Source organism: Sporolactobacillus nakayamae, from assembly GCF_900113325.1.
Taxonomy (GTDB): Bacteria; Bacillota; Bacilli; order Bacillales; family Sporolactobacillaceae; genus Sporolactobacillus; species Sporolactobacillus nakayamae.
Map to the genome: position 1 here is coordinate 1 of NZ_FOOY01000004.1, position 22,294 is coordinate 22,294.

The 22,294-nt window shown below is 42.8% G+C and carries 20 protein-coding genes; 13 read left to right on the forward strand and 7 right to left on the reverse strand.

The window, feature by feature from the left end:
* Positions 1-74 precede the first annotated feature (74 nt).
* Complete coding sequence (locus BM003_RS02300; RefSeq protein ID WP_093669713.1) at positions 75-1,196, forward strand: IS4 family transposase; 1,122 nt, start codon at positions 75-77, stop codon at positions 1,194-1,196.
* 196 nt (positions 1,197-1,392) lie between these two features.
* Here the strand turns inward: BM003_RS02300 and BM003_RS18050 are convergent, their stop codons facing one another.
* Both BM003_RS18050 and BM003_RS02310 read right to left on the reverse strand, forming a co-directional pair.
* Positions 1,393-1,524: a hypothetical protein gene (locus BM003_RS18050; RefSeq protein WP_281242857.1), complete on the reverse strand. Its 132-nt coding sequence runs from the start codon at positions 1,522-1,524 to the stop codon at positions 1,393-1,395.
* Positions 1,525-2,178: 654 nt separating this feature from the next.
* Positions 2,179-2,754, reverse strand: coding sequence for an acetylglutamate kinase (locus BM003_RS02310; protein WP_218143199.1), 576 nt, complete (start codon positions 2,752-2,754; stop codon positions 2,179-2,181).
* Between the two features lie 257 nt (positions 2,755-3,011).
* On the opposite strand from BM003_RS02310, the gene BM003_RS17485 reads away from it, so the two are divergent.
* The 3 genes from BM003_RS17485 (at position 3,012) to scfB (ending at position 5,016) form a co-directional block, all read left to right on the forward strand.
* Positions 3,012-3,164: a hypothetical protein gene (locus BM003_RS17485; RefSeq protein ID WP_177184589.1), complete on the forward strand. Its 153-nt coding sequence runs from the start codon at positions 3,012-3,014 to the stop codon at positions 3,162-3,164.
* Between the two features lie 222 nt (positions 3,165-3,386).
* Positions 3,387-3,536, forward strand: coding sequence for a six-cysteine ranthipeptide SCIFF (gene scfA / locus BM003_RS02315; protein WP_093670163.1), 150 nt, complete (start codon positions 3,387-3,389; stop codon positions 3,534-3,536).
* A 73-nt stretch (positions 3,537-3,609) separates the two neighbouring features.
* Entirely contained in the window at positions 3,610-5,016 is a 1,407-nt protein-coding gene (gene scfB, locus BM003_RS02320; protein WP_093669717.1) for a thioether cross-link-forming SCIFF peptide maturase, read from the forward strand.
* 99 nt (positions 5,017-5,115) lie between these two features.
* Here the strand turns inward: scfB and BM003_RS02325 are convergent, their stop codons facing one another.
* Together BM003_RS02325 and BM003_RS02330 are read right to left on the reverse strand one after the other, a co-directional pair.
* Positions 5,116-6,114 carry a zinc-dependent alcohol dehydrogenase family protein gene (locus tag BM003_RS02325; protein ID WP_093669719.1) on the reverse strand — a complete coding sequence of 333 codons (999 nt, stop codon included), beginning with the start codon at positions 6,112-6,114 and terminating at the stop codon, positions 5,116-5,118.
* A gap of 72 nt (positions 6,115-6,186) precedes the next feature.
* On the reverse strand, positions 6,187-7,104 hold the full coding sequence (locus BM003_RS02330; protein WP_093669721.1) for a YczE/YyaS/YitT family protein: 918 nt from the start codon (positions 7,102-7,104) through the stop codon (positions 6,187-6,189).
* Positions 7,105-7,469: 365 nt separating this feature from the next.
* On the opposite strand from BM003_RS02330, the gene BM003_RS02335 reads away from it, so the two are divergent.
* From BM003_RS02335 to BM003_RS02345, 3 genes are all read left to right on the forward strand, one after another.
* Positions 7,470-8,411 carry a 2-dehydropantoate 2-reductase gene (locus BM003_RS02335; protein WP_093669723.1) on the forward strand — a complete coding sequence of 314 codons (942 nt, stop codon included), beginning with the start codon at positions 7,470-7,472 and terminating at the stop codon, positions 8,409-8,411.
* Between the two features lie 45 nt (positions 8,412-8,456).
* Positions 8,457-9,527: a PTS sugar transporter subunit IIC gene (locus BM003_RS02340; protein WP_093669725.1), complete on the forward strand. Its 1,071-nt coding sequence runs from the start codon at positions 8,457-8,459 to the stop codon at positions 9,525-9,527.
* A 319-nt stretch (positions 9,528-9,846) separates the two neighbouring features.
* On the forward strand, positions 9,847-11,778 hold the full coding sequence (locus BM003_RS02345) for a fructose-1,6-bisphosphatase (RefSeq protein WP_093669727.1): 1,932 nt from the start codon (positions 9,847-9,849) through the stop codon (positions 11,776-11,778).
* 45 nt (positions 11,779-11,823) lie between these two features.
* Here BM003_RS02345 and BM003_RS02350 read toward each other — a convergent pair whose 3' ends face one another.
* Entirely contained in the window at positions 11,824-12,465 is a 642-nt protein-coding gene (locus BM003_RS02350; RefSeq protein WP_093669729.1) for a TIGR01906 family membrane protein, read from the reverse strand.
* A 206-nt stretch (positions 12,466-12,671) separates the two neighbouring features.
* Here BM003_RS02350 and BM003_RS02355 point away from each other — a divergent pair, with 206 nt between their 5' ends.
* A complete protein-coding gene (locus tag BM003_RS02355) occupies positions 12,672-13,835 on the forward strand; it encodes an iron-containing alcohol dehydrogenase (RefSeq protein ID WP_093669731.1) in 1,164 nt (387 codons plus the stop codon).
* A gap of 140 nt (positions 13,836-13,975) precedes the next feature.
* On the opposite strand, the gene BM003_RS02360 is transcribed toward BM003_RS02355, so the two are convergent.
* Together BM003_RS02360 and BM003_RS02365 are read right to left on the reverse strand one after the other, a co-directional pair.
* Positions 13,976-14,077: a YjcZ family sporulation protein gene (locus BM003_RS02360; protein WP_143128421.1), complete on the reverse strand. Its 102-nt coding sequence runs from the start codon at positions 14,075-14,077 to the stop codon at positions 13,976-13,978.
* 90 nt (positions 14,078-14,167) lie between these two features.
* Entirely contained in the window at positions 14,168-14,839 is a 672-nt protein-coding gene (locus tag BM003_RS02365; protein ID WP_093669735.1) for an SOS response-associated peptidase, read from the reverse strand.
* A gap of 131 nt (positions 14,840-14,970) precedes the next feature.
* Here BM003_RS02365 and BM003_RS02370 point away from each other — a divergent pair, with 131 nt between their 5' ends.
* The 5 genes from BM003_RS02370 to clpX all read left to right on the forward strand — a co-directional run bounded on the left by BM003_RS02370 (position 14,971) and on the right by clpX (position 21,479).
* Positions 14,971-15,465, forward strand: a complete 495-nt coding sequence (locus tag BM003_RS02370; protein WP_093669737.1) for a hypothetical protein — start codon at positions 14,971-14,973, stop codon at positions 15,463-15,465.
* A 359-nt stretch (positions 15,466-15,824) separates the two neighbouring features.
* Positions 15,825-17,069, forward strand: coding sequence for an aminopeptidase (locus tag BM003_RS02375; RefSeq protein WP_093669739.1), 1,245 nt, complete (start codon positions 15,825-15,827; stop codon positions 17,067-17,069).
* Between the two features lie 91 nt (positions 17,070-17,160).
* Complete coding sequence (locus BM003_RS02380) at positions 17,161-18,219, forward strand: tetratricopeptide repeat protein (RefSeq protein ID WP_093669741.1); 1,059 nt, start codon at positions 17,161-17,163, stop codon at positions 18,217-18,219.
* 219 nt (positions 18,220-18,438) lie between these two features.
* Positions 18,439-19,743: a trigger factor gene (gene tig / locus BM003_RS02385; protein WP_093669743.1), complete on the forward strand. Its 1,305-nt coding sequence runs from the start codon at positions 18,439-18,441 to the stop codon at positions 19,741-19,743.
* Positions 19,744-20,210: 467 nt separating this feature from the next.
* Complete coding sequence (clpX, locus tag BM003_RS02390) at positions 20,211-21,479, forward strand: ATP-dependent protease ATP-binding subunit ClpX (RefSeq protein ID WP_093669745.1); 1,269 nt, start codon at positions 20,211-20,213, stop codon at positions 21,477-21,479.
* Positions 21,480-22,294: the final 815 nt, after the last annotated feature.

Genomic DNA, 22,294 nt, shown 5'->3' on the forward strand with positions numbered 1-22,294 from the left:
TTTCCAAACAAAATAATCCTTTATAATGGAAGAATAGGTGATTCCTATCCAAATCCAAAAATAAAGGACTACGCATGGATAAGGATACACAATTCTCTTCATTTAAACAATGGTTACATCCAATTAATTTTCAACAACTTGACCAAACGGTCAAGGAAAAACAAAGCGATAAATACGTAAAAAAGCTGACAACTAAAGCCTATATCTTGCTTTTCTTATACGCACATCTTCACCAAGAAGACAGTCTGCATTCACTCTCAACTCGTGTTTTGGATGATAAGCTACAAGAAGCAATCGGCTTTTCGTCCATCAGTGCGGCTCAGTTATCCAGGAAAAATAATGCGGTCGATTCACAGCTTCTAGCGAACATCTTTCTTGAACTTGTTGCTAAAATCAAGAAAAAAAAGAAACCAGATCTCACGAATTCTCTTAAAATAGTGGATTCTACTACAGTCACGCTGAATTCAAATCAATTTCCATGGGCTCATTTTCGAAAAACGAAAAGCGGTGTCAAACTTCATCTTCGGTTGGCATTTATGGGTAAGGGACAAATATTCCCTGAAAAAGCCGTCATTACAACCGCTCAAGTTCATGATCGAACACAGTTAGACGTCCTTGTAGATGAAAAGAATGCCATGTATGTTTTCGACCGCGGCTACATTGATTATCAGGCATTTGATCGTTTCTCAGAAGAGGGAATGTTTTTCGTCTCTCGTTTGAAAAAGAATGCAGTGACTCAAGTGCTTCATTCTTATGATGTTCCAGAAGATAGCGGCATCATCACGGATCAAATGATCCGATTAGGTGACGTATTACACAGGGCAGACAACGCTTTTCGTTTAATTACCGTGCTAGATGATCAAGGAAAAACGATACGTATTGTGACGAATCGTTTTGATCTTGCTTCAACAGAGATTAGCGAAATCTATAAAGCCCGATGGGCTATTGAACTGTTCTTTAAATGGATCAAACAACATGTGCGTATCAAAAAGTTTTATGGAAAAAGCAAAGAAGCGATTCAAAACCAAATCTATCTTGCGCTGATTTATCACTGTTTGATGGTACTCATTCAACAGGAAACAGAGACAAAGCACTCACTGCTTCAACTTAACCGATGGTTAAAGGCATTGCTTTGGCAATCCGGCAAAAAACTGATTCAGCGTATTAAATTTCAAAAGAAACCAAAGGTTACCTAGAAAAAAGGTTCAGTCGCTGTTGTCTCTGAATTAATTGGATAATATTGTAAATATGGATAGGATCACCTCTTGAGTGGTTATTGAGTTTTTTGATTCAGGAAGATCCAATCTAATTCTGAATATTCGTATATTTAAGGAACTAATTTTTATGCAACGCTAGTAATAAGGAGATAAAAAAAGACTGGTCTCCCTGTCATTAATCTTTCTTATCTAATTTGGCAGAAATGTCTTTAAGTATCTCGTTTCGTTCCTGTTCGATAGTTAGGAATCTAGGCAGATACCAAACGAAGAAGACAAGCATAGCAATACAGACCAAAAGAATTATCATGAAAATGCCTCCTTTCTTTCGAATAATTGTACCATATCAGTTCATTCTTTTGCTTTTGACCTAAGCATTCTTAGCTACAACGAAAAAAGGCACCTGTTTTGAGGTGCCTTCATGTGGATGTATAATCACTCAGAAAGAAATTTAGCAGTGTTTAAGCTTTAAATAGCGGGGGGTTCTTACTTGTTTGGTATTTGAAGGATTAGAGATTTTAATGGATTTATCTCTCGAAGGAGATGCTTTACTCTCAGACAATTATAATCCTCGATTACAACGTATTTTTGATTATCAACGCGAATAACGTCACCCTTTTTATAGCTTGGATTAGTTGTTTCGATTTGCATCGTTTGATTTAAGTGCCATGCTGTTGAGTGATCTACATACTTAATAACGTACATGTTGCGAATCACTATTAAATCCCCCTAATGTGATGTGTAGGAAACATCATTTCGGAAATGAATTATAGCAATAAATTACTTAAATAGGTTAGAAGGTAAACTATATGATACATAAAAAAATACCCATGCCCCGGACAGGGGATGGAACGGGTGATTAGGTTTAGCCCACTCTTATTAAATTCCAGCATAGATCATTATAGAAAAAAATCTGTTAACGGTATTTATTTCAACAACGGTGTGGCGTCGTGAAGTCGTTTTGTCATTGATCCTGGCTTAATGCGGTAAAATGTACAAGGAATTGTCTTGCAATGCCGAACGCCATGATATCTGCCATTATCAGTGCCTGTTGTTCGATTTGATCGAAGGTTGTTACACTTTTGGCATAGTTACCGGTTAAAAACGCAACAGCTTCGTTTTTGGTCATGGACAGGTGATCATATAATAGCTTCTGCCAGTCTTTAGCAGACCAATAAGGGTTGATGCTTCCGAGAAATGCAGCAATTTGATCTGCATTGGCATACCACTTTTTCTCGGCTTCTGCTGCTTCTTGTTGGTTACCGGCTTTGGCCGCTTTCACGAGCTGCGCGGCAATAACAAGATGGTCGGTAAATAGCTTTTCAAATGTCAAGGATGCTTGCGGACCATACAAAGGTGCTAATAGTTGTTGGAAGTCTTTCGGATTTCTGAGAAGCCGATTGGTGGTGACATCCGTATCCGGAAGATTAAAGACAATCCCGCTAATGGTTAATCGTGTCCAAAAGACATGCTGCTCCCAAAGTGTCCTTAATTTATTTCTCAATTCGGCCTCGGCCATGCTGATCGTTTGATAAGGCATAGTGATCACAACCTAATAAATGTTTTTCTAATCACTATGAATGTCCACGTGTAATTATACCTTGGGAAAAACGGCTATTCACGATTTGTAATCGAAAAAGAACAAGTCTCTAAGTAGGATGTATGACCTAATAAGGTGAATATAGTGTACATAATAAATTATTTAGTCGGGTGAATGGTACGATCTGATCATGAGATAACAACTTCCTAGTACAGACTGCGGACGGAAAAACTACGTAGTTAAGGAGTGGTTGAATGATGAGCAAGGAGTATCATTCATTTGTTGAATTGCTGAAGGATGCACATGATCGACTGGATCGAGTGGAACGGGACTTAGTTATTATTAATGAAGTCTGTAACCAGCTTGAACATCGACAACATTACAGGGTTCGTCAAATAAGATGCATGTAATAAGAAAAAGTTTCTCTATTTTTCCATATCAATGCCAAACATCACAGTAAAGATTCTTTTCTTTTTGTATACTGAGCAAAGTAGGTTTTCATCATTGTTCTCTTGGTGGAAATCAACGATGTGAAAACCGTGCCATTGTGAATAAGATCGGGTAATGATGCAACCTAAAGACTCATGGATCCGGATTATTTTTTAAAAGACAACGAAAAGGGGTCATGAATGATGAAAAGAATCGTAACATTGAACACGATGAACTTGAGAGAATCAGCGAATCATGGCGGACATGGCGAATGCCAAACTTCTTGCCAATCTGCATGTAAAACTTCTTGTGGTGTTGCAAACCAACAATGTGCTGATCCGGCGAATCGATAAGAAACAGGACTGTACCGCCCAGCTGTCCCGTGCAGCTGGGCGGCAATTTTTTTGGCTAAAGGAGTCTGATTGCATGATTCATCAATATAAATTGAACGGGTACAATATTGTGCTCGATACGTATAGCGGAGCGGTGCATGTTGTCGACGATCTCGCGTACGATGTGATTGCGCTTTATGAGGAGCATGCTCCGGAAAACATTGTCGCTCAGATGCTGAATAAATATAACGCGCATGAGGATGTAACTGAGGAGAGCATTCGTGAAACGATTAAAGACGTCGCCGAGCTGAAGCAGAGTGGACAGCTCTTCTCTGAAGATGAATTTAAGGATCTGTCCTTTAATTTAAAAAAGAGGAAAACGTATGTGAAAGCATTGTGTCTGAATGTCGCACATACATGCAACTTGACCTGTGAGTATTGTTTCGCGAGCCAAGGCAAATATCACGGCGCACGGGCGATTATGAGCTATGAAGTCGGTAAACGGGCGATTGATTTCTTGCTTGAAAATTGCGGCTTTCACCGCAATCTGGACGTGGACTTCTTCGGCGGCGAACCGCTCATGAATTGGAAAGTCGTGAAGCAGATTGTCGCATACGCGCGCAGTAAAGAAGAGGAATACAAGAAGCATTTCCGTTTCACGCTGACGACAAACGGTTTGCTGCTTAAGGATGAGGTCATCGATTTTCTAAATAAGGAAATGCATAACGTTGTGCTCAGCCTTGATGGACGCAAGGAAGTACATGACCGTTTGCGTAAGACGATTACCGGTAAAGGAAGCTATGATTATATCGTTCCGAAATTCCAGAACTTCGTCAAGAAGCGCGGGGACAAGGAATACTATGTGCGCGGCACCTTTACACACAACAATATCGATTTCACCAATGATCTGTTCCATATGGCGGATCTCGGTTTTGATCGCCTTTCGATGGAGCCGGTGATCTGTGATCCGAAGGAACCCTACGCGCTGAAGGAAGAGGATCTTCCGATTATCTATGATCAATATGAGCTGCTCGCAAAAGAAATGCTCAAGCGCGAAGATGAAGGAAGAGGATTCATTTTCTATCATTATATGCTTGATTTGTCTGAGGGACCTTGTATCCATAAACGGATTTCCGGCTGCGGATCAGGTACTGAGTATATGGCTGTGACGCCGTCAGGTGAATTATTTCCTTGCCATCAATTCGTAGGTGATGAATCCTATAGCATGGGGAACATCTGGGATGGGGTAAAAACTCCGGAGATACAAGATGAGTTCAAGGAAACGAATTGCTATTCCAAACCGGAATGCCAGGACTGTTGGGCGAAGCTCTACTGCAGCGGCGGTTGCCCGGCCAACTCATTGCATGCGACCGGCTCACTCACCGGCAACTTCGAGTTCAGCTGCGATATTTTCCGCAAGCGGATTGAATGCGCCATGATGATTAAGGTTGCGCAATCGATGAAAGCAATGGATCAGGACAAAGAAGCCGTAAATAACTAAATAGAGATCAATCAAAAGAAGCCGTGCATCAGTTCAAACTGAAACATGACTTCTTTTTTTGACTTTCAGTTGTCATAGGCAATGATCACTGTCAGCTATTTATCCTATAGTAACGACGGCTTTGGTAATTTTCTCTTTGAAACGTCCTGACAATACATCGGGTACATCTTCAAGCCGCAATTCATGTGTGATTAGCGCTTCAATATCAATCCTGCGATCAGCCATGAGCTGGATGGCGTCTTGCATAGCAAACGGATTGATAAACGCGCCTTTAATCGTCAGCTCTTTAAAGAAGATATCGTAGGAATTGATCTTAATCTGATCCTCCGGTTCTGAAACGCCAAACATAAGCACCTGGCCGCCGCGCCGCGCACTGGAGATGGCACGTTCCTGTGTGATCGGAAGGCCGACACATTCAATGACGAGATCATAGTTCTCATCGTGCTTTTCGATTTCCGGATTGAAGACTTCAGTCGCTCCGATTTTTTTCAATATCGGGATCTTCTTTTCATTCCGCCCACTGACATCCACCTTTTTAACACGGGTTGCCAGAAGAGCGGTGAATAGTTGTCCGATAAAGCCATCACCGACGACAAGTGCGGTATAGTGCGATTTAATGGTCAACTCGTTCAGTCCATGAACCACGCAGCTTACCGGTTCAACCATTGCCGCAGCTTGAAAACTTAAGCTGTCCGGAATAAGGTAGACATTCCCTTCCGGCACATTCACGAATTGTGCCATACCGCCATGGCGAGTCACGCCGATTGCCTCGTTATGTTCACAGAGCTGAGGTCGTCCCTCTTTGCAGTAGCGGCAATAGCCGCATGGAATATTCGGATCAATGGCAACGCGATCGCCCACATGGAGTGCAGAATGAACATCGGGACCAAGTTCGGCAATAAGGCCGGAAATTTCATGACCGAGGACAACCGGCATGTTCGCTTCACCCGAGCCGGGCTGGCCTTGATACAAGTGCTTGTCTGTTCCGCAAATGCCGACACATTTAACGTTCACTCTAATTTCATGACTTTTCAATGGAGCTTCTTGAAGTATTTTGTGGCTTAGACTGTTTTTTTTCGTAAGAACTAGGGCATTCATAAAAAAACTCCTTTCAATAATTCGCCGTCACAATATATGAATCTTCAGCATAGAACCGAAAAGGCGGTTTTCTCAGTCTTCTTTACTCTCTTCGCGTTTCCGACGTCGTTCCTCTTTTTTCACCATCCCGTATTGAATCACCGAATTTTTGAGAACAGCTCTTGCATCCTTTAGATTCCGACGAATCTGTTTTTCGGTTTGTTGCAACTGGGAATCTGAGTAGTGGGAAAGTTTTTCTTGCGTTTCAAGGGTCTGGTTGTAACTGTGTTTCACAAGGTTAACCGTGGATTTTCCAGCTACATCGAAACCGTGACCAATTTTTTTCCCTGATGGCTCTTTACTGAAATCCACTAATGTATCGACGAGCTTCTCGCTTACGTGGTGGTCCCAAAATGAGATGAGCGGACCCGCAAAAAATGAGATAATGATCGTGGCGAGCCCAATCGGACCTCCGGCAATAATGGCTGCAATCATGAACCCGACATCCTGAACAATCCGGCAAAACTTATACTTGATATGTAATCGGTTTGATGCGATCGGTGCAAGTGCGTCATAGGGTGCGACGCCAAGATTCGCGGTCATGTAAATGGATGTGCCCAAGGTGAAGAAAAGCAGACCCAAAAGTCCGTTTACGATGCCGGTAAGAAGTGTTGGCTGATAGTGAAAGAGCGAGGTGTAAGCGGATGAGAACCAGTCGATCATGAATCCTGCGAAGACCATGTTGATCACTGTTCCGATGCCGATTTTTTTCCGATCAAGCAGAATAACGAACACAATGATCACAACGTTAGTAAGTAATTGATAAGTGCCTAAACTCAAATTTAATTTATCGGATACACCGATATTAAGTGCAGTGAACGGGTCAAGGCCAACATTTCCTACTTTGCACAATGTCGCACCAACAGCCAGAATCGCGACACCAACCAATGAAATCATTGATTTAATAAATAGTTCCAGAAATCGATGTGGATTTTTTCCCTCTTCTGTCACAATATGATACCCCCTATTTTCTTCCTTCACGTGATGCCATCGATGTCAATTCATCTAAAAGACAGTTCTGAATCATCGTTTATAAACGATCACATGAATGTGTAAAAACATAGTTGAAAAATTAAATTTCGACGAATAACCCTCTATTTATTGTTTCAATAACTATTTTGTTTGTCAAGGAGTCTTAATTTTCTCACTAACTTATGAAATGAATTTTCGTAGCATTAAACGTGCCTACATCGTTATGATGCTCCTTCTTTGTTTGTGCAATTCAAATGCATTAATTGAGAAATCATTCACAATGTATCCGTTTAATCAATATTATGTAAGCGGATACAAAAAAAAGATTTTTGGGAGGCATGGTCATGAAAATAGTGATAGCCGGCGCGGGGGCGATGGGGAGTCGATTTGGTCTTATGCTTCACCAAGCGGGAAATGATGTTGTGTTGATCGACACTTGGCGCGAACATGTAGAAGCCATTAAAAAGAATGGATTGAGGGCAAATTACAACGGTAAAGAAATTGCTGAACCAATCCCTATTTTTTATCCGAAAGAATTATCGGATAGTCATAAACAAGTGGACTTAATCGTGATGTTCACGAAAGCGATGCAGCTTAAACCAATGCTTCAATCGATAAAACCGCTTATCGGCCCGCGTACAATGGTTCTTTGTCTTCTAAACGGACTAGGGCATGACGATACGCTGCAGAACTATGTGCCCAAGAAAAATATTTTGCTTGGCATTACCATGTGGACGGCAGGGCTTGAAGGACCAGGGAAGGCGAAGCTGTTCGGTGATGGCGAAGTCGAATTGCAAAACATTGATCCGAGTGGCGAAGAAAATGCGCGGCGGATTGTTGATGTTCTAAAAAAAGCAGGGCTCAATGGCACGTATAGCGGCAACGTGATGTATTCGGTTTGGCGCAAGGCTTGTGTTAACGGCACATTGAATGGCACATGCACACTTTTAGATGCGAACATCAGTGAATTTGGAGCCACTACTGTTGCTGTTCCAATTCTTAAATCGATTATCAGTGAATTTGCGGCAGTCGCAGAAAAGGAATCCGTGATCCTTGATCAAGAAGAGATTTTGCAGCATGTTATTGAGACGTTTGATCCGAACGGCATCGGCAAGCATTATCCATCAATGCATCAGGATTTGATCAAGAATAACCGCTTGACAGAAATTGACTACATCAATGGAGCAGTTGCTCGAAAAGGAAAAAAATACGATGTGCCCACACCTTATTGTGCTTTTTTAACAGAATTGGTGCATGCCAAGGAACAGATTCTTAAGGCGCGGTAGGCTTACGACGATAAAATACAATTTTAAAGCAAGGGGGAAATGACAATGTCTGAAACAGAAGAACGACTTACATCTAAAGCGTTTATCAATAAAGTATTGTCAGGAACCGCTTTGGGAATCATTGTCGGCTTGATTCCAAATGCTGTTCTCTGCGCGGTACTTAAATTATTTGGTGATAACAGTATTGCGCTATTTATATCTCATGCGGTCGTTGTCTTTCAAGTAGCGACCCCGCTACTGATCGGTGCCCTGATCGCGCTGCAATTTGGTTTTAAACCGATGGATATGGCAGTAGTCGCCGGCGCAGCGTATGTCGGTTCAGGCGTCACGCAATTTACTCCGACAGTTACAAATGCTGCGACGCATGCTGTAGGCGGTTATTTAAGTGCCGGTACCGGAGATCTTATCAATACGATGATCACTGCTTCCATTGCAGTATTAATGGTTCTCTGGATCGGCAATAAATTTGGATCGATCAGCATCGTCCTCTCCCCAATTGTCATCGGTGGAGGTGCCGGAATCATTGGCCTGCTTCTGCTTCCTTATGTTTCCTATATTACGACATCGCTTGGGAATCTAATCAATGCTTTTACTACCCTGCAGCCTGTCATTATGAGCATACTTATTGCTTGTTCATTCGCCATTCTGATCATCTCACCGATTTCAACGGTTGCAATCGGCATGGCAATCCAGCTAAGCGGTGTGTCCGCAGGCGCGGCGGCAATGGGTGTTGCCGTAACCACAGTCGTGCTCGTCATTCATTCGTGGAAGGTGAACAAATCCGGTGTGACAATTGCTATTGCTTTAGGCGCAATGAAAATGATGATGCCAAACCTGTTCCGTCATCCCATTATCCTTGTTCCGATTTTAACCACAACTATTCTTTCTGCAATTCCTGTAGCTCTGTTCAGTGTTTCCGGAGTACCGACATCCGCTGGGTTCGGACTTGTCGGGTTGGTCGGGCCGCTCGCTTCGATTGACGCGGGGCTTGCGCCATTACTGGCCCTAGTCATCTGGATCATCATTCCCGTAGTGATTGGACTGATTGTTAAGTTCTTTTTTGAGAAAATCGTAAAGCTGTACAAAAATAAAGATGTGTTCACCTACCTTGGCTAAAAAAGTGCTGATATCGCTTGGTTTGTGGAGGATTGTAAATAGTGTATGAGTTAGCCGAAAAGATGATCATTCATTTTTTCGGCTTTTTTGGATTTAATCGGTATTATTGGTTTTCAAGGAGTATAAGTGAAATAAGTATGGCATATATAATTAAAAATGAGTTAAACATGATGCATGAACATTATATGTGATATACTTAAAACGTTGATTTATTATTTCTGCAACTGTGATGAGAGCTTCCTTATAGAATAGAGTATTTAATAGTGCAATCGATTACAAGAACCGTAATGATGAACGATTCGTGGGTTAGGGGATGCCGATGGACACTAAGTATCTGGATTTGCTGGCTGAGAAGTATGACTGTGAGGAGAAAGTTGCGACCGAAATTATCAACTTGGAAGCAATCGTGAATTTGCCTAAGGGCACGGAACACTTTGTCAGCGATTTGCACGGGGAATACTACGCGTTTCAGCATGTCTTGCGAAACGGATCAGGAAATGTTAAAGAGAAAATAAAGGATCTATTTAAAGGCGAGCTTTCTCCACGGGATGTGAATGAATTTGCTACTTTAGTTTATTATCCTGAGGAAAAGCTTCAATTAGTGAAAAAATCGCTCGATCAGAAAGAATTAAGCGGCTGGTATGTGTCAACGATTGGTCGCTTGATTAAGCTGACCGCATTTTCTTCATCGAAATATACGCGCTCAAAGGTCCGTAAGGCACTTCCCGAACAGTTTGTTTACATTATTGAAGAGCTTTTATATAAAACCGATGAGTTTACAAACAAAAAAGAATACTACTCCAAAATTATCAATCGTATTATCGCGCTTGGTCAGGCGAGTAAGCTTATTACAGGTCTCGCCTACACGATTCAACGATTGGTTGTGGATCATCTTCATGTTGTTGGCGATATTTATGATCGCGGGCCGCATCCGGAGCGAATTATGGATACATTGATGAGCTATCATTCTGTCGATATTCAATGGGGCAATCACGATGTGCTTTGGATCGGCGCCTATGCCGGATCCAAGGTATGTCTCGCGAATATTATCCGTATTTGCGCACGCTACAACAACCTCGACATTATTGAAGATGTTTATGGTATCAACTTGATCCCGCTTCTCAATCTTGCAGATAAATATTATGACGATAACCCCGCGTTCCGTCCGAAGATAAGTGCCGAAGAGCATAGTTCCGAAAATGAACGCCTGCAAATTACAAAGATTCATCAGGCGATTTCCATGATTCAATTCAAACTGGAAGTGCCGATTATTAAACGTTGCCCAGATTTTCATATGGAACATAGGCTGCTCCTTGATCAAATTAATTATGAACGTCTCACCCTTTCTGTAGACGGCAAAACCTATAGATTAAGAAATACATGTTTTGCGACAATTAACCCTGATCGTCCGGAAGAGCTATTAGCAGAAGAAGCGCAAGTGATGGAAAAACTGATGTTTTCCATCCAGCACTCTGAAAAGTTAGCCAGACATATGAATTATCTGATTGGAAAAGGGAGCCTTTATCTGAAGTATAATGGGAACTTGTTAATTCACGGGTGTATTCCGCTTAATGAGGACGGAAGCATGAAGCACATGATGATCAAAGGAATTGATTATTCAGGAAAACGTTTGTTGGACGTCTTTGAAAAATATTTGCGCTCATGCTGCGCGCATCCGCAGCAAACAGATGATTTTGCTACCGATATGGTCTGGTATTTATGGACCGGAGAAAATTCATCGCTGTTTGGAAAGAAGGATATGACGACCTTTGAACGCTATTTTATTGCGGAAAAAGAAACGCATGTGGAACGGAAAAATCCTTATTATAAACTGCGTGAACAAGAGTCGACATGCTGTCGACTATTCAAAGAATTTGATCTTGATCCTGCAGATGGCCATATCATTAATGGTCACACACCTGTTGAAGAAGTGAACGGTGAAAATCCGATTAAAGCGAACGGCAAGATGATTGTGATCGATGGCGGATTTTCAAAGGCGTATCAGTCGAAAACCGGTATCGCCGGCTACACATTATTATACAATTCGTATGGGATGCAGCTCGTTGCGCATCAACGGTTTACCTCCAAGGAAGATGTTCTTCTAAATGGTACCGACGTGCTTTCGGTAAGACGGCTGGTTGATCGTAAATTGAGACGAAAAAAAGTACGTGAGACGAATATCGGCGAGAATATATTGGAACAGATTGCGGTGTTGCATGAATTGCTACAGTACAGATATAAGAATAGTTGAACCTATAAATAGCTTCACCTGATCTGCGGAACGGATCAAGTGAAGCTATTTTTTGCAGCATTTTTTTCGATAAACAGCAGTCATTACAATGATCCCTGTGATGATGATTCCGAGAATGAACAAGGCTGCATGCAGGAAGAATGCTTCAGGGAGTATCGTGATGATCGGGTCCGTATGCGGATCGAAAATCCAGTAATTGTTCCGGAAGAACAGTTCATGGAACAAGATGAACGTGCCGTTGAAATCAATGGCAAACATGGTGAGAGGGATGACAGTAAACAACGTGAGGGCAATGGCAGCTGTTCTCAAAAAGTGAAAGTCGCCGAGCTTCACATGTTTCCAGATTCCAACTATGCTGATGACCCCAGTCACAACAAACATGAAGTCAACGGCAATGAAGAGTCTCTTAACATCCTGAAAATGAATGCGTCCGGCAGTTGAATACGCGAGTGAGGGAAGATCAAACGTTTTCGGAAGCGGGTTTAATAAATAGCGAATTGTATAATTGTAATTGTCAACGATGCGTGAGAGGCTAATGCCTGATTGTTCGGCAATAGCCAAGTGCTGTACGTCAAAATAGTAGAGCGGCGTAAAGCTTAACGTGGCGAGTATTGCAAAACAGATCGTGAAAATGGCGACACACAGCGCAAGCCCTAATTGGAAAAGTCGATATGTAGAGAATGGCAATCAAAGACACATCCTTAATCTTATGTTTTGACTAACTCCGTAAATATAAAGTTATTATCCACTATTATGAGATGAAATTCAAAAATCAGAGACGTATCTGTGAAATGTACGAATAGCGAGGATGGTCTGCGTGCGATTTTGTCCTGGATAAGTTTATAATAAGAATTAATCTGTATGCTTATCTAGAGAAGTGAGGCGATTGATTCATGGATAACTTTATTTTTCACAATCCGACGAAACTGATTTTTGGGAAAAAACAGCTTGAAAAACTAAAGACCGAAGTGCCGAAATACGGCAAACGTATTTTGCTCGTCTATGGCGGCGGAAGTATCAAACGCTCAGGCCTATATGATCAAGTGAAGCGCATCTTGAATGAATGTGACACAGAGGTGTACGAGCTGCAAGGTGTGGAACCGAATCCACGACTGTCAACCGTAAAACGAGGCATTGCACTTTGCAAAGATAACGCGATTGATTTCCTGCTTGCTGTTGGCGGCGGAAGTGTTATTGACTGTACCAAAGCGATTGCTGTCGGTGCAAAATTTGATGGAGATCCATGGTTGTTCATTACGCGAAAGAGTCCTGTCTCGGACGCACTTCCGTTCGGTACGGTACTGACGCTTGCGGCTACCGGCTCAGAAATGAACCCGAATTCCGTAATTACTAACTGGGAGACGCATGAAAAATATGGATGGAGCTGCCCTTATTCATACCCCGCCTTTTCCATTCTAGATCCATCCTTCACATTCTCCGTACCTAAAAATCAGACCATTTACGGAATGGTGGACATGATGGCACATGTTTTCGAGCATTATTTTCATCCGACAGAACACACGCCTTTGCAGGATCGTCTCTGCGAGTCAATTTTGCAAACCGTCATCGACGCCGCTCCGAAACTTGTCCGCAATCTTGATAATTATGATCTGCGCGAAACTATTCTGTATTGCGGAACAATGGCGCTTAATGGCATGGTCTCGATGGGATTCAATGGTGACTGGGCATCGCATAATTTGGAACATGCCGTTTCGGCGGTTTATGACATCCCACATGGTGGTGGACTGGCGATACTCTTCCCGAATTGGATGAAATATAATCTAGATGTGAATGTTGGTCGCTTCAAACAAATGGCAGAACGCGTTTTTCATATTGAATCAGAGGGAAAATCCGATCGTGACGTGGCGCTCGAGGGTATTGAGGCCTTGCGTCAATTTTGGACGAGTATTGGCGCTCCAAGCAGGCTTGCAGATTACGGAATTGACGACAGCAAGCTGAATCTGCTCGCTGATCGGGCAATGGCCCGCGGCGAGTTCGGCCAGTTCAGAAAATTGGATCGTGAGGATGCTTTTGCTATTTACCAAGCATCTCTGTGAAAAGCGCAACGATGAAAAATCCGCCTCCTCAAGGGAGTGGCGGATTTTTTTGCTTTGTGGGCGTTCACCGTTCTTAATAAAGATCCGATTGGAAGCCCTTAAAGGCGGCTAACATGTAAGGGTAAGCACGGTGAACACGGTCAATAGCAATATGCAGCACCGATGATGACAAGCAAGATGAACAGAACGATGAGTAGCGCAAAGCCGTTTCCGCTGCACCATCCGCTAGTTTCGCATCCCATGAGCAGACACCTCCTCATCACGAGATACTGTATTATATGAAGTGTTGGGTTGTCGTGTCTGAGCGGATGCCTATTTATAGAGAAAGCGACTTACAGTTTCTCAATCAGGTAAGGTGCGTTGTTGCGCGCGGAATTGACATCTTTGCTTACTTCGTACCTTTGCATCTGATTGGAATCATGAGGGCGAAGCATGAGCTTAAGCGTTTGTGTCTCGGATAAAGGATCTAACCATGCAGCTTCGTCTTCTTTAGCCAAGACCACCGGCATGCGATCATGAATCGGTTTCATCAACTCGTTCGCTTCAGTTGTAATGATGGTACAGCTGTAAATTACACGGTGGTCCTTCGATGTCCATGAGTCCCATAAACCCGCCATCGCAAACAGGTCTCCTGATTTCATCATGAATCGATACGGAACTTTTTCTTTCGGCACGTGGTGGCTCCATTCATAGAAGGAGTCAGCGACGATTACACAACGCCGCCTGCGGAAGGAATCACGAAAGCTGGGTTTCTCCGTGATGCTCTCAGCTCGGGCATTAATCAGTTTATAGCCGATTTTTGCATCCTTCGCCCAAGATGGGATCAAACCCCATCGAAGATACCCCATACGATTTCCATTGGTTCCTCTAATCACGGTGAGAATATTTTGACCGGGCGCAACATTGTAACTTGTCTCATAGTGTTCTTCTCCAGAAGTGTGTTGAACTCGGAACCGGTAAGCAATATAGTCATAAGGCGCAATGACGGTAAATCGACCGCACATAGAATCCCCCCAGTTTTTGCTTCTTAGTATATCAAATCAGTTTTATTGAATCGAAATGACCAACAGAGGAAATAGTAAGGTAGCACTGAAACATGCAAAAAAAATTGAACCAATCTTAAGGAGAAAATACAATGAATTCGATTGTGAAAAATCTAGATTTAACTTCTAAAGGCGTTTGGTTCCCAATCACGCTATCGATTTTACTCCTTTTGTTTACACTTTTTATGAAAAAAAAGCAATTAACGTGGAGAGAAATCTATTTGACTTACGGTGTGTTCGGATTCATCGCGTGGATGTCTGACACCATAACCGGAAACGTGTTCGATTTCTATGATGTCGGCAATCCAAATATCACAGGCCTTGGCGATTTCATGGCTTTTTCGTTTATTCCCTCTTCTTTAGCGGCTATTTATTTGAATTTCAGAACGGAGAGAAACAAATGGTTTATGGTTGCTTTATTCACAGTAATTTCTTTACTCATCCATTGGGGTATCCAATGGACTGGATATTTTAAGAATAAAGGATGGAACAGTATCGTTTCACTCGTTATTTTTATTATTGCTTATTGGCTGATAGCTCCGTTGCATCTGCGAATCATGCGTCACATTGATCGTAACAATCGATGAGCGTGTTCGGAACCCGGTTGGAGAAAACGCCGGGTTCTTTTATTTGCTGAACCGTACCTATCAATGGATACATCAGTCCGCAACGAATCCTGAATCATTCGCCCTATCTCGTAACACTTTTGCTCATCTAAATGTGTTTTGCAGATTTTCATATTTTCACATGCAAAATTCCGAAGTACTTGTACATGCTCGGGAAAACATAGCCTCCCTTTTGATACGTTTTTTTTAATCTAATGAAATTATATACGAATGTACGTTCCTTGAAAATACTAATAACACAATTTGCACTTTTGAACCCCTAATGTTTTCCATGAACGGCAAGTCGGCTATAATAATACAATAGATGTGGAGGTCATGACATGGATCAATTTAAGGAGTCATTACAGAAATTTGCACGATTAGCGATAAAAACAGGAGTTAATTTGCAACCGGGACAGGGCCTTTTTCTCACGTGTCCGATTGAAGCTGCACCATTTGCCCATCTCGTGGCGGAAGAAGCCTACAAAGCAGGCGCAAAAGATGTGACCATGAGATGGGGGGACGATGAAACCGATCGCCTCCGCATGCTCTATGCGCCCGACGAAGCGCTGAAGCAGATTCCAGAGTGGAAATTCGTCGCTCAGAACGAAGCAGTAAAAGATAATTATGCAGTTCTGCATATTTACGGACCGAATCCGGATTTGCTCGATCAAATTGACGGGGCGCGCGTCGGTGCATTTATGAAAGCGACGAGTAACGGATTGAAACCATATATGGCTTGTATTATGAAGGATGAGACGCAATGGTCGATCATTGCTTACCCAACGCAGGCATGGGCGAGCAAGGTGTTTCCCGATCAGCCGGTAAACGAAGCTCGGGAGCTGCTCATGAAAGAAATTCTGCGTATCAGCAGAATTAAGGAAAACGAGGATCCGGTCGCTGCATGGGATGTTCATAATGAGACAATGCATAAAGCAAGCGACTTTATGAACCGCAAGAAATTCAAACAATTGATTTATCGCGCGCCTGGGACGAATCTGACCATTGATCTGCCGGTAGGGCATATTTGGAGCGGCGGATCAGGACCGTCGACAGCGGGGATTCCGTTTAACGCAAATATCCCAACTGAAGAAGTCTTTACCTTGCCCCATAAGCGTGGCGTAAATGGCACGGTTTCCAGTACAATGCCGCTGAACGCCGATGGCCGCATTGTTGATCACTTCTCGTTAACCTTTAAGGATGGAGAAGTCGTGGATTTTAAAGCCGAGAAAGGCGAAGAAACGCTGAAGCATCTTCTGGATTCAGATCCTGGATCCCGGCGCCTTGGTGAAGTGGCACTCGTGCCGCATCACTCTCCTGTAGCCGAATCGGGACTCATTTTTTATAATACTTTATTTGACGAAAATGCTTCTTGTCATCTCGCGCTTGGAAAGGCGTATCCGACTTGCATTGAAGGCGGCAATGATCTGGATGAAACAGGTCTGGACCAAGCAGGTGTCAATGACAGCTTAATTCATGAAGATTTCATGGTTGGTTCAGGTGAACTTGACATTGATGGAATTACAGAAAATGGAGAATGTATTCCCGTATTTCGTAAAGGAGCGTGGGCTTTTTCCTTTGATTAAAATTCTGTGACTGACTGACTGCCCGTTCGTTGCGCAACTGGGAGGAAACTGATATTCTAAAAGTAAAGGTAATGGAAGCGGGACGGGCAAGATGAAAAGTAAAAACAAACGAATCCGCGACAACAATAAGCTGGTCTTGATTCCTAATTTGGAAGGACGTTTGCTTAGTAAAGCGATGTCGCTCGTTGAAGAAAAAAATTATAGGAGTGCTCGTGAGCTATTCGGCAAATTGCTTGAGTTAGACTTGCGGGATATCCGTGCACTATACGGATGGGCGGTTTGTTCCGTTGAACTTGGCGAATATCGTGAGGCTGAAGAAGCGGTCGTCATGTTGCTTGAAGAGGATACTCCCTATTATTATGATGTGTTTCGTCTTTATTTGACCATCCTCATTGAGCGAAAGGATTATACTACCGCGATTCATCAGATCATGACGGTGAGCAAAAAGAAGGGACTCCCGTCCGAACTCAAGGATTTTCTTCGACAAATGAAGAAATTCTGCCAAATTCGTCTTCATGAGCCGTCATGGAGTGACGATGGTTTAGATGATCTGATGGAGGAACCTTTACAGCGGGAACATAAAGAGCAGGATGATCCCAAGATGGTTGATTGGCTCGCACTTGAAAAAGCGGATTCGAAAAACCAGATGATGCTCCTACATAATTTAGCCAATCAACTGAGAGCGTCCCATCTTCCTGAAATTAAACGGTTCCTGCTGGACGAACGTCAGCATTCGGAAATTAAGACCATGCTGCTTTGCGCAATCAAGGAAGGCAAGCTCACGAAGGAAATAGCCGTGCGGAAATTCGGACGAATTTATAACGCTCAGATAGAAAGCGACGAATTTCTGAATAAGAAATTCGCGGATCAGATAGAAGAAGAGATTCGGCTGGAACTTGAATCGGATAATCCGACCTTAGCGGATTTGGCCGTTGAGATGGAACGGATGTTTACGATGAATGTATATCCGAAGCCGATTGCCCCGCATTCCTCTAAAGTATGGGCCGCGCTATTCTGTATACGTGCGATGTCCGGCAGTTTGAAGCATGAAACAAGCAAGGTTCTTGAACGCTTTGGCGTGAACGATGAAGATTATCAGGTGGCCGACAAAATGCTTCGAGAAGTGGAAAAACACGATATATGGTTATAAAGGTATCGAAACGAGTACTAATGTCGATAATTTGATACAAATAAGTTTTTCACAGGAAACTCTTATGTTATAATGATTGGGTTGTCATTGCTTTGCTGTGGGGTGTCACATGTGACGCGCTCAAGTCGGCATAACAAATGGCGGATGTTTGTGCGCAATTCAGGCAGAAAGCCAATATGCTGAAAAAGCATGAAGATAGATGGTGGAGGTAAAGAATAAATGACTGTAGAAGCAAAATGGGAAAAAAAAGAAGGCAATGTCGGCACACTGACTTTTGAAATTGACGCCGCTAGCTTTGATCAGGCACTAGACAAGGCCTTCAAAAAGGTAGTTAAGAAAGTTAACGTTCCGGGATTCCGTAAGGGCAGAGTACCACGTGTTCTTTTTGAACAACGTTTCGGTGTGGAAGCTCTTTATGAAGATGCAATTGATTTTGTTCTTCCAAACGCATATTCCGAAGCGATCGATCAAACGGGTATCGAACCTGTGGACAAGCCTCAGGTTGATGTCGATGAAATCGGCAAGGGAAAGAAATTGGTGCTTAAGGCAGATGTCACTGTAAAGCCTGAAGTAACGCTCGGCGACTACAAAGGTCTTGAAGTTGAAGAAAAAAGCACTGAAGTAACCGATGAAGATGTTGATCATGAAATCAAGCATCTGCAGGAACGTTACGCGGAATTGGTTGTCAAAGAAGACGGTGAAGTGGAGAAAGGCGATACCGCAGTCATCGATTTTGACGGCTATGTTGACGGAAAGCAATTTGAAGGCGGAAAAGCAGAAAACTATTCGCTGGAAATCGGCTCCGCTTCATTTATTCCGGGATTTGAAGATCAGTTGGTTGGTGTTAAAGTAGGCGCAGAAAAAGACGTTGTTGTCACTTTCCCGGAAGATTATCATGCTGAAGAATTGAAAGGCAAGGAAGCGACTTTTAAAGTAACCATCCATGAAATCAAGCAAAAACAACTTCCTGAGCTCGATGATGAATTTGCGAAAGATGTTGACGAAGACGTTGAAACGCTTGCTGAATTGAAGGAAAAACTTAAGAACCATCAGAAAGAACACAAAGAAGCGGATGCGACAAGCAGTAAACGCGACAGTGTCGTACAGCAAGCGGCAGCCAATGCCGAAATTGATGTTCCGGACGTAATGATTTCTAATGAGCAGGACAATATTCTGAAGGAATTCGAACAACGTCTTAAAGCTCAGGGCATGACACTGGACATGTATACATCATTTTCTGGAACTGACAAAGACGCGCTTCGCGAACAGATGAAGGACGACGCTGAAAAACGCGTACGTGCGAATCTGACACTTGAAGCGATTGCCAAAGCGGAATCAATTGAAGCTTCTGACGAAGAGGTTGAAGAAGAACTGAAGAAGATGGCTGAACAGTATAAAGTCAGCGTTGATCAGATCAAATCTGCAATGGGTGACGGAGAACTGCTCAAGGGCGACATTCAATTGCGCAAAGCAGTTGATTTCCTTGTTGAAAACAGCAAGCCAAAAGCAGCAGAAGAAAAATAATTTGACACATAAAAGATAGTTGGCGGACAGACTGTCTGCCAATTATTCGTTTTATATTTTAGGCGAAGAAAATGGAATTTTTTTCTTTGCCATACATAGTTTATACGAAAAGGCATATGGCTTATCGGAAGTATTTTTTTGTGTTACAATGCCTACATAGACAGCTTAGCGCGGTTGAGGAAAGCCAGAGCTGATAGGCGCTTCCATCAACTTGAGAAAAGTTACCATAATCGTGATCATTTTTGCTGTATCAGTCGCTTATCCTTTAATAGATAAAGGATAGCGACCAAAATGGTAATTGTTTCAGCTTATTATGCTTTTCCGGTGCAGCGCGATTTATGAGAAAAAGGGAAAGATATTAAAATGCGGCTTTCGCATCACACGAAGATCGACCGATTCGTAAAAATTGGCCAAGGTTTCGCTCTTGTCTGAAACTCGATAAGGAAAGCATGAATAGGGGTGAAAGAATGTTTAAATTTAATGAAGAAAAAGGGCAATTAAAGTGCTCTTTCTGTGGTAAGACCCAGGATCAGGTGCGTAAGCTAGTTGCCGGACCGGGTGTCTACATTTGTGATGAATGTATCGAATTATGCACAGAAATTGTGGAAGAAGAACTGGGCACGGATGAAGAAGTTGAATTCAAGGATATTCCGAAGCCACAGGAAATTTGCTCCATCTTGGAAGATTATGTGATCGGCCAAAATGACGCGAAAAAGAGCTTGTCTGTGGCTGTATATAATCACTACAAACGTATTAACAGCAAGCAAAAGCCGGATGATGTCGAGCTTTCCAAAAGCAACATCATGATGATCGGACCTACGGGTAGCGGTAAGACGCTGCTCGCACAGACACTTGCGCGGATCTTGAATGTCCCTTTTGCAATTGCCGACGCGACATCTCTGACTGAAGCAGGCTATGTAGGTGAAGATGTTGAAAACATCCTGCTGAAATTAATTCAATCCGCTGACTATGATGTGGAAAAGGCTGAAAAAGGCATTATCTACATTGACGAAATTGATAAAATTGCTCGCAAATCCGAAAACCCGTCAATCACGCGTGATGTTTCCGGTGAAGGCGTACAGCAAGCTTTGTTGAAAATTCTTGAAGGAACAGTTGCCAGTGTGCCGCCTCAAGGTGGCCGCAAGCACCCGCATCAGGAATTTATTCAGATTGATACAACGAATATCTTGTTTATTTGCGGCGGTGCTTTCGATGGCATCGAACAAATTATTAAACGCCGCCTTGGCAAGAAAGTGATCGGCTTTGGTGCGGGATCCAAGGCTCAGGATATGCATCGTGACGATGCATTGAAAAATGTGTTGCCGGAAGATTTATTGAAATTCGGCTTGATTCCGGAATTCATTGGTCGTCTTCCGGTAATCAGTACCCTGAAGCAGCTTGACGAGAGTGCACTCATCGACATTTTGACTAAGCCAAAGAATGCACTTGTAAAGCAATATAAAAAATTGCTTGAACTCGATGACGTTGATTTAGAATTTACCGAGGATGCGCTTGAATCAATCGCCAAATTGGCAATTGAGCGCAAAACAGGTGCACGCGGTTTGCGTTCCATTATTGAAGGCATGATGCTCGATGTAATGTATGAATTGCCTTCTCGTGATGACATAGATAAATGTGTGATCACTAAAGAGACAGTTGACAGCAAAGCACAGCCAACCTTGATTTTAACAGATGGTACTGAGGTCAATGTTGAAACACCGAAAGAAAGCGCCTGATTTAACTAATTAAAATAAAAAGCGTTCCCTTTACTTTTGTTAAAGGGAACGCTTTTTCGTACTGGTAAGAAAGTATATGATTTTGTCCTGTATCAAACCAATAAACCAATGTCTTGGCTGGGAATCAAAGCGGAGGTGCGCGGGCGCCTGTGGGACCAGGTGGAGGCGAGATCCCGCAGATTCCTACTTGTCTGAGGAGGCTCGCGGTGCGCCCGCGGCAAGCGAGTAACCGCAGCGCTGATGCAACCTAATCCTTCGGAAGTAAAGGCTGGGTGCAACCCGGCCGTTTTGCCTTGCCGGTACGACGATATGGTCATAAGATTCGGATGGACGATTAGGTAAGCCGCCCAATCTAAGAAATAAACGGAAAAATTCCGCTTATTTTGAAAATGAACGAAAAAATAGCTTAAATAGACGGAAAAATTCCGCTTATCGCATCGAAAAACGTGAAAATGGCGGACTTTTCTGTGCATAAGCGTAAAAATTACCCTTATGTACCTGTGAAACAAGCGCCATGATGCATATAACCGGAAAATCTCCGCTTATTTTATTCCGGCCGCGTTACTTAATTAAGGATCAAAATGATTTATTAGAAGACTTAGTTGCGACGGCCATGGACGGCCTAGTGTCCGGTGAGTCGCAGGACGCGGCGTTTTTTCGGACCGCTTACATTCGTTTCCTTTAAATGTTTTCTTATACTTTCCTACCAGTGTGAACTAGAAATGTCTGTTCAAGACAAGGTTGATGATTCAAAACGGTATCTGGAGCAAAGGAGCTTTCGTATGCAAGGAACTTTCGTATGTAAGGAGCTTTCG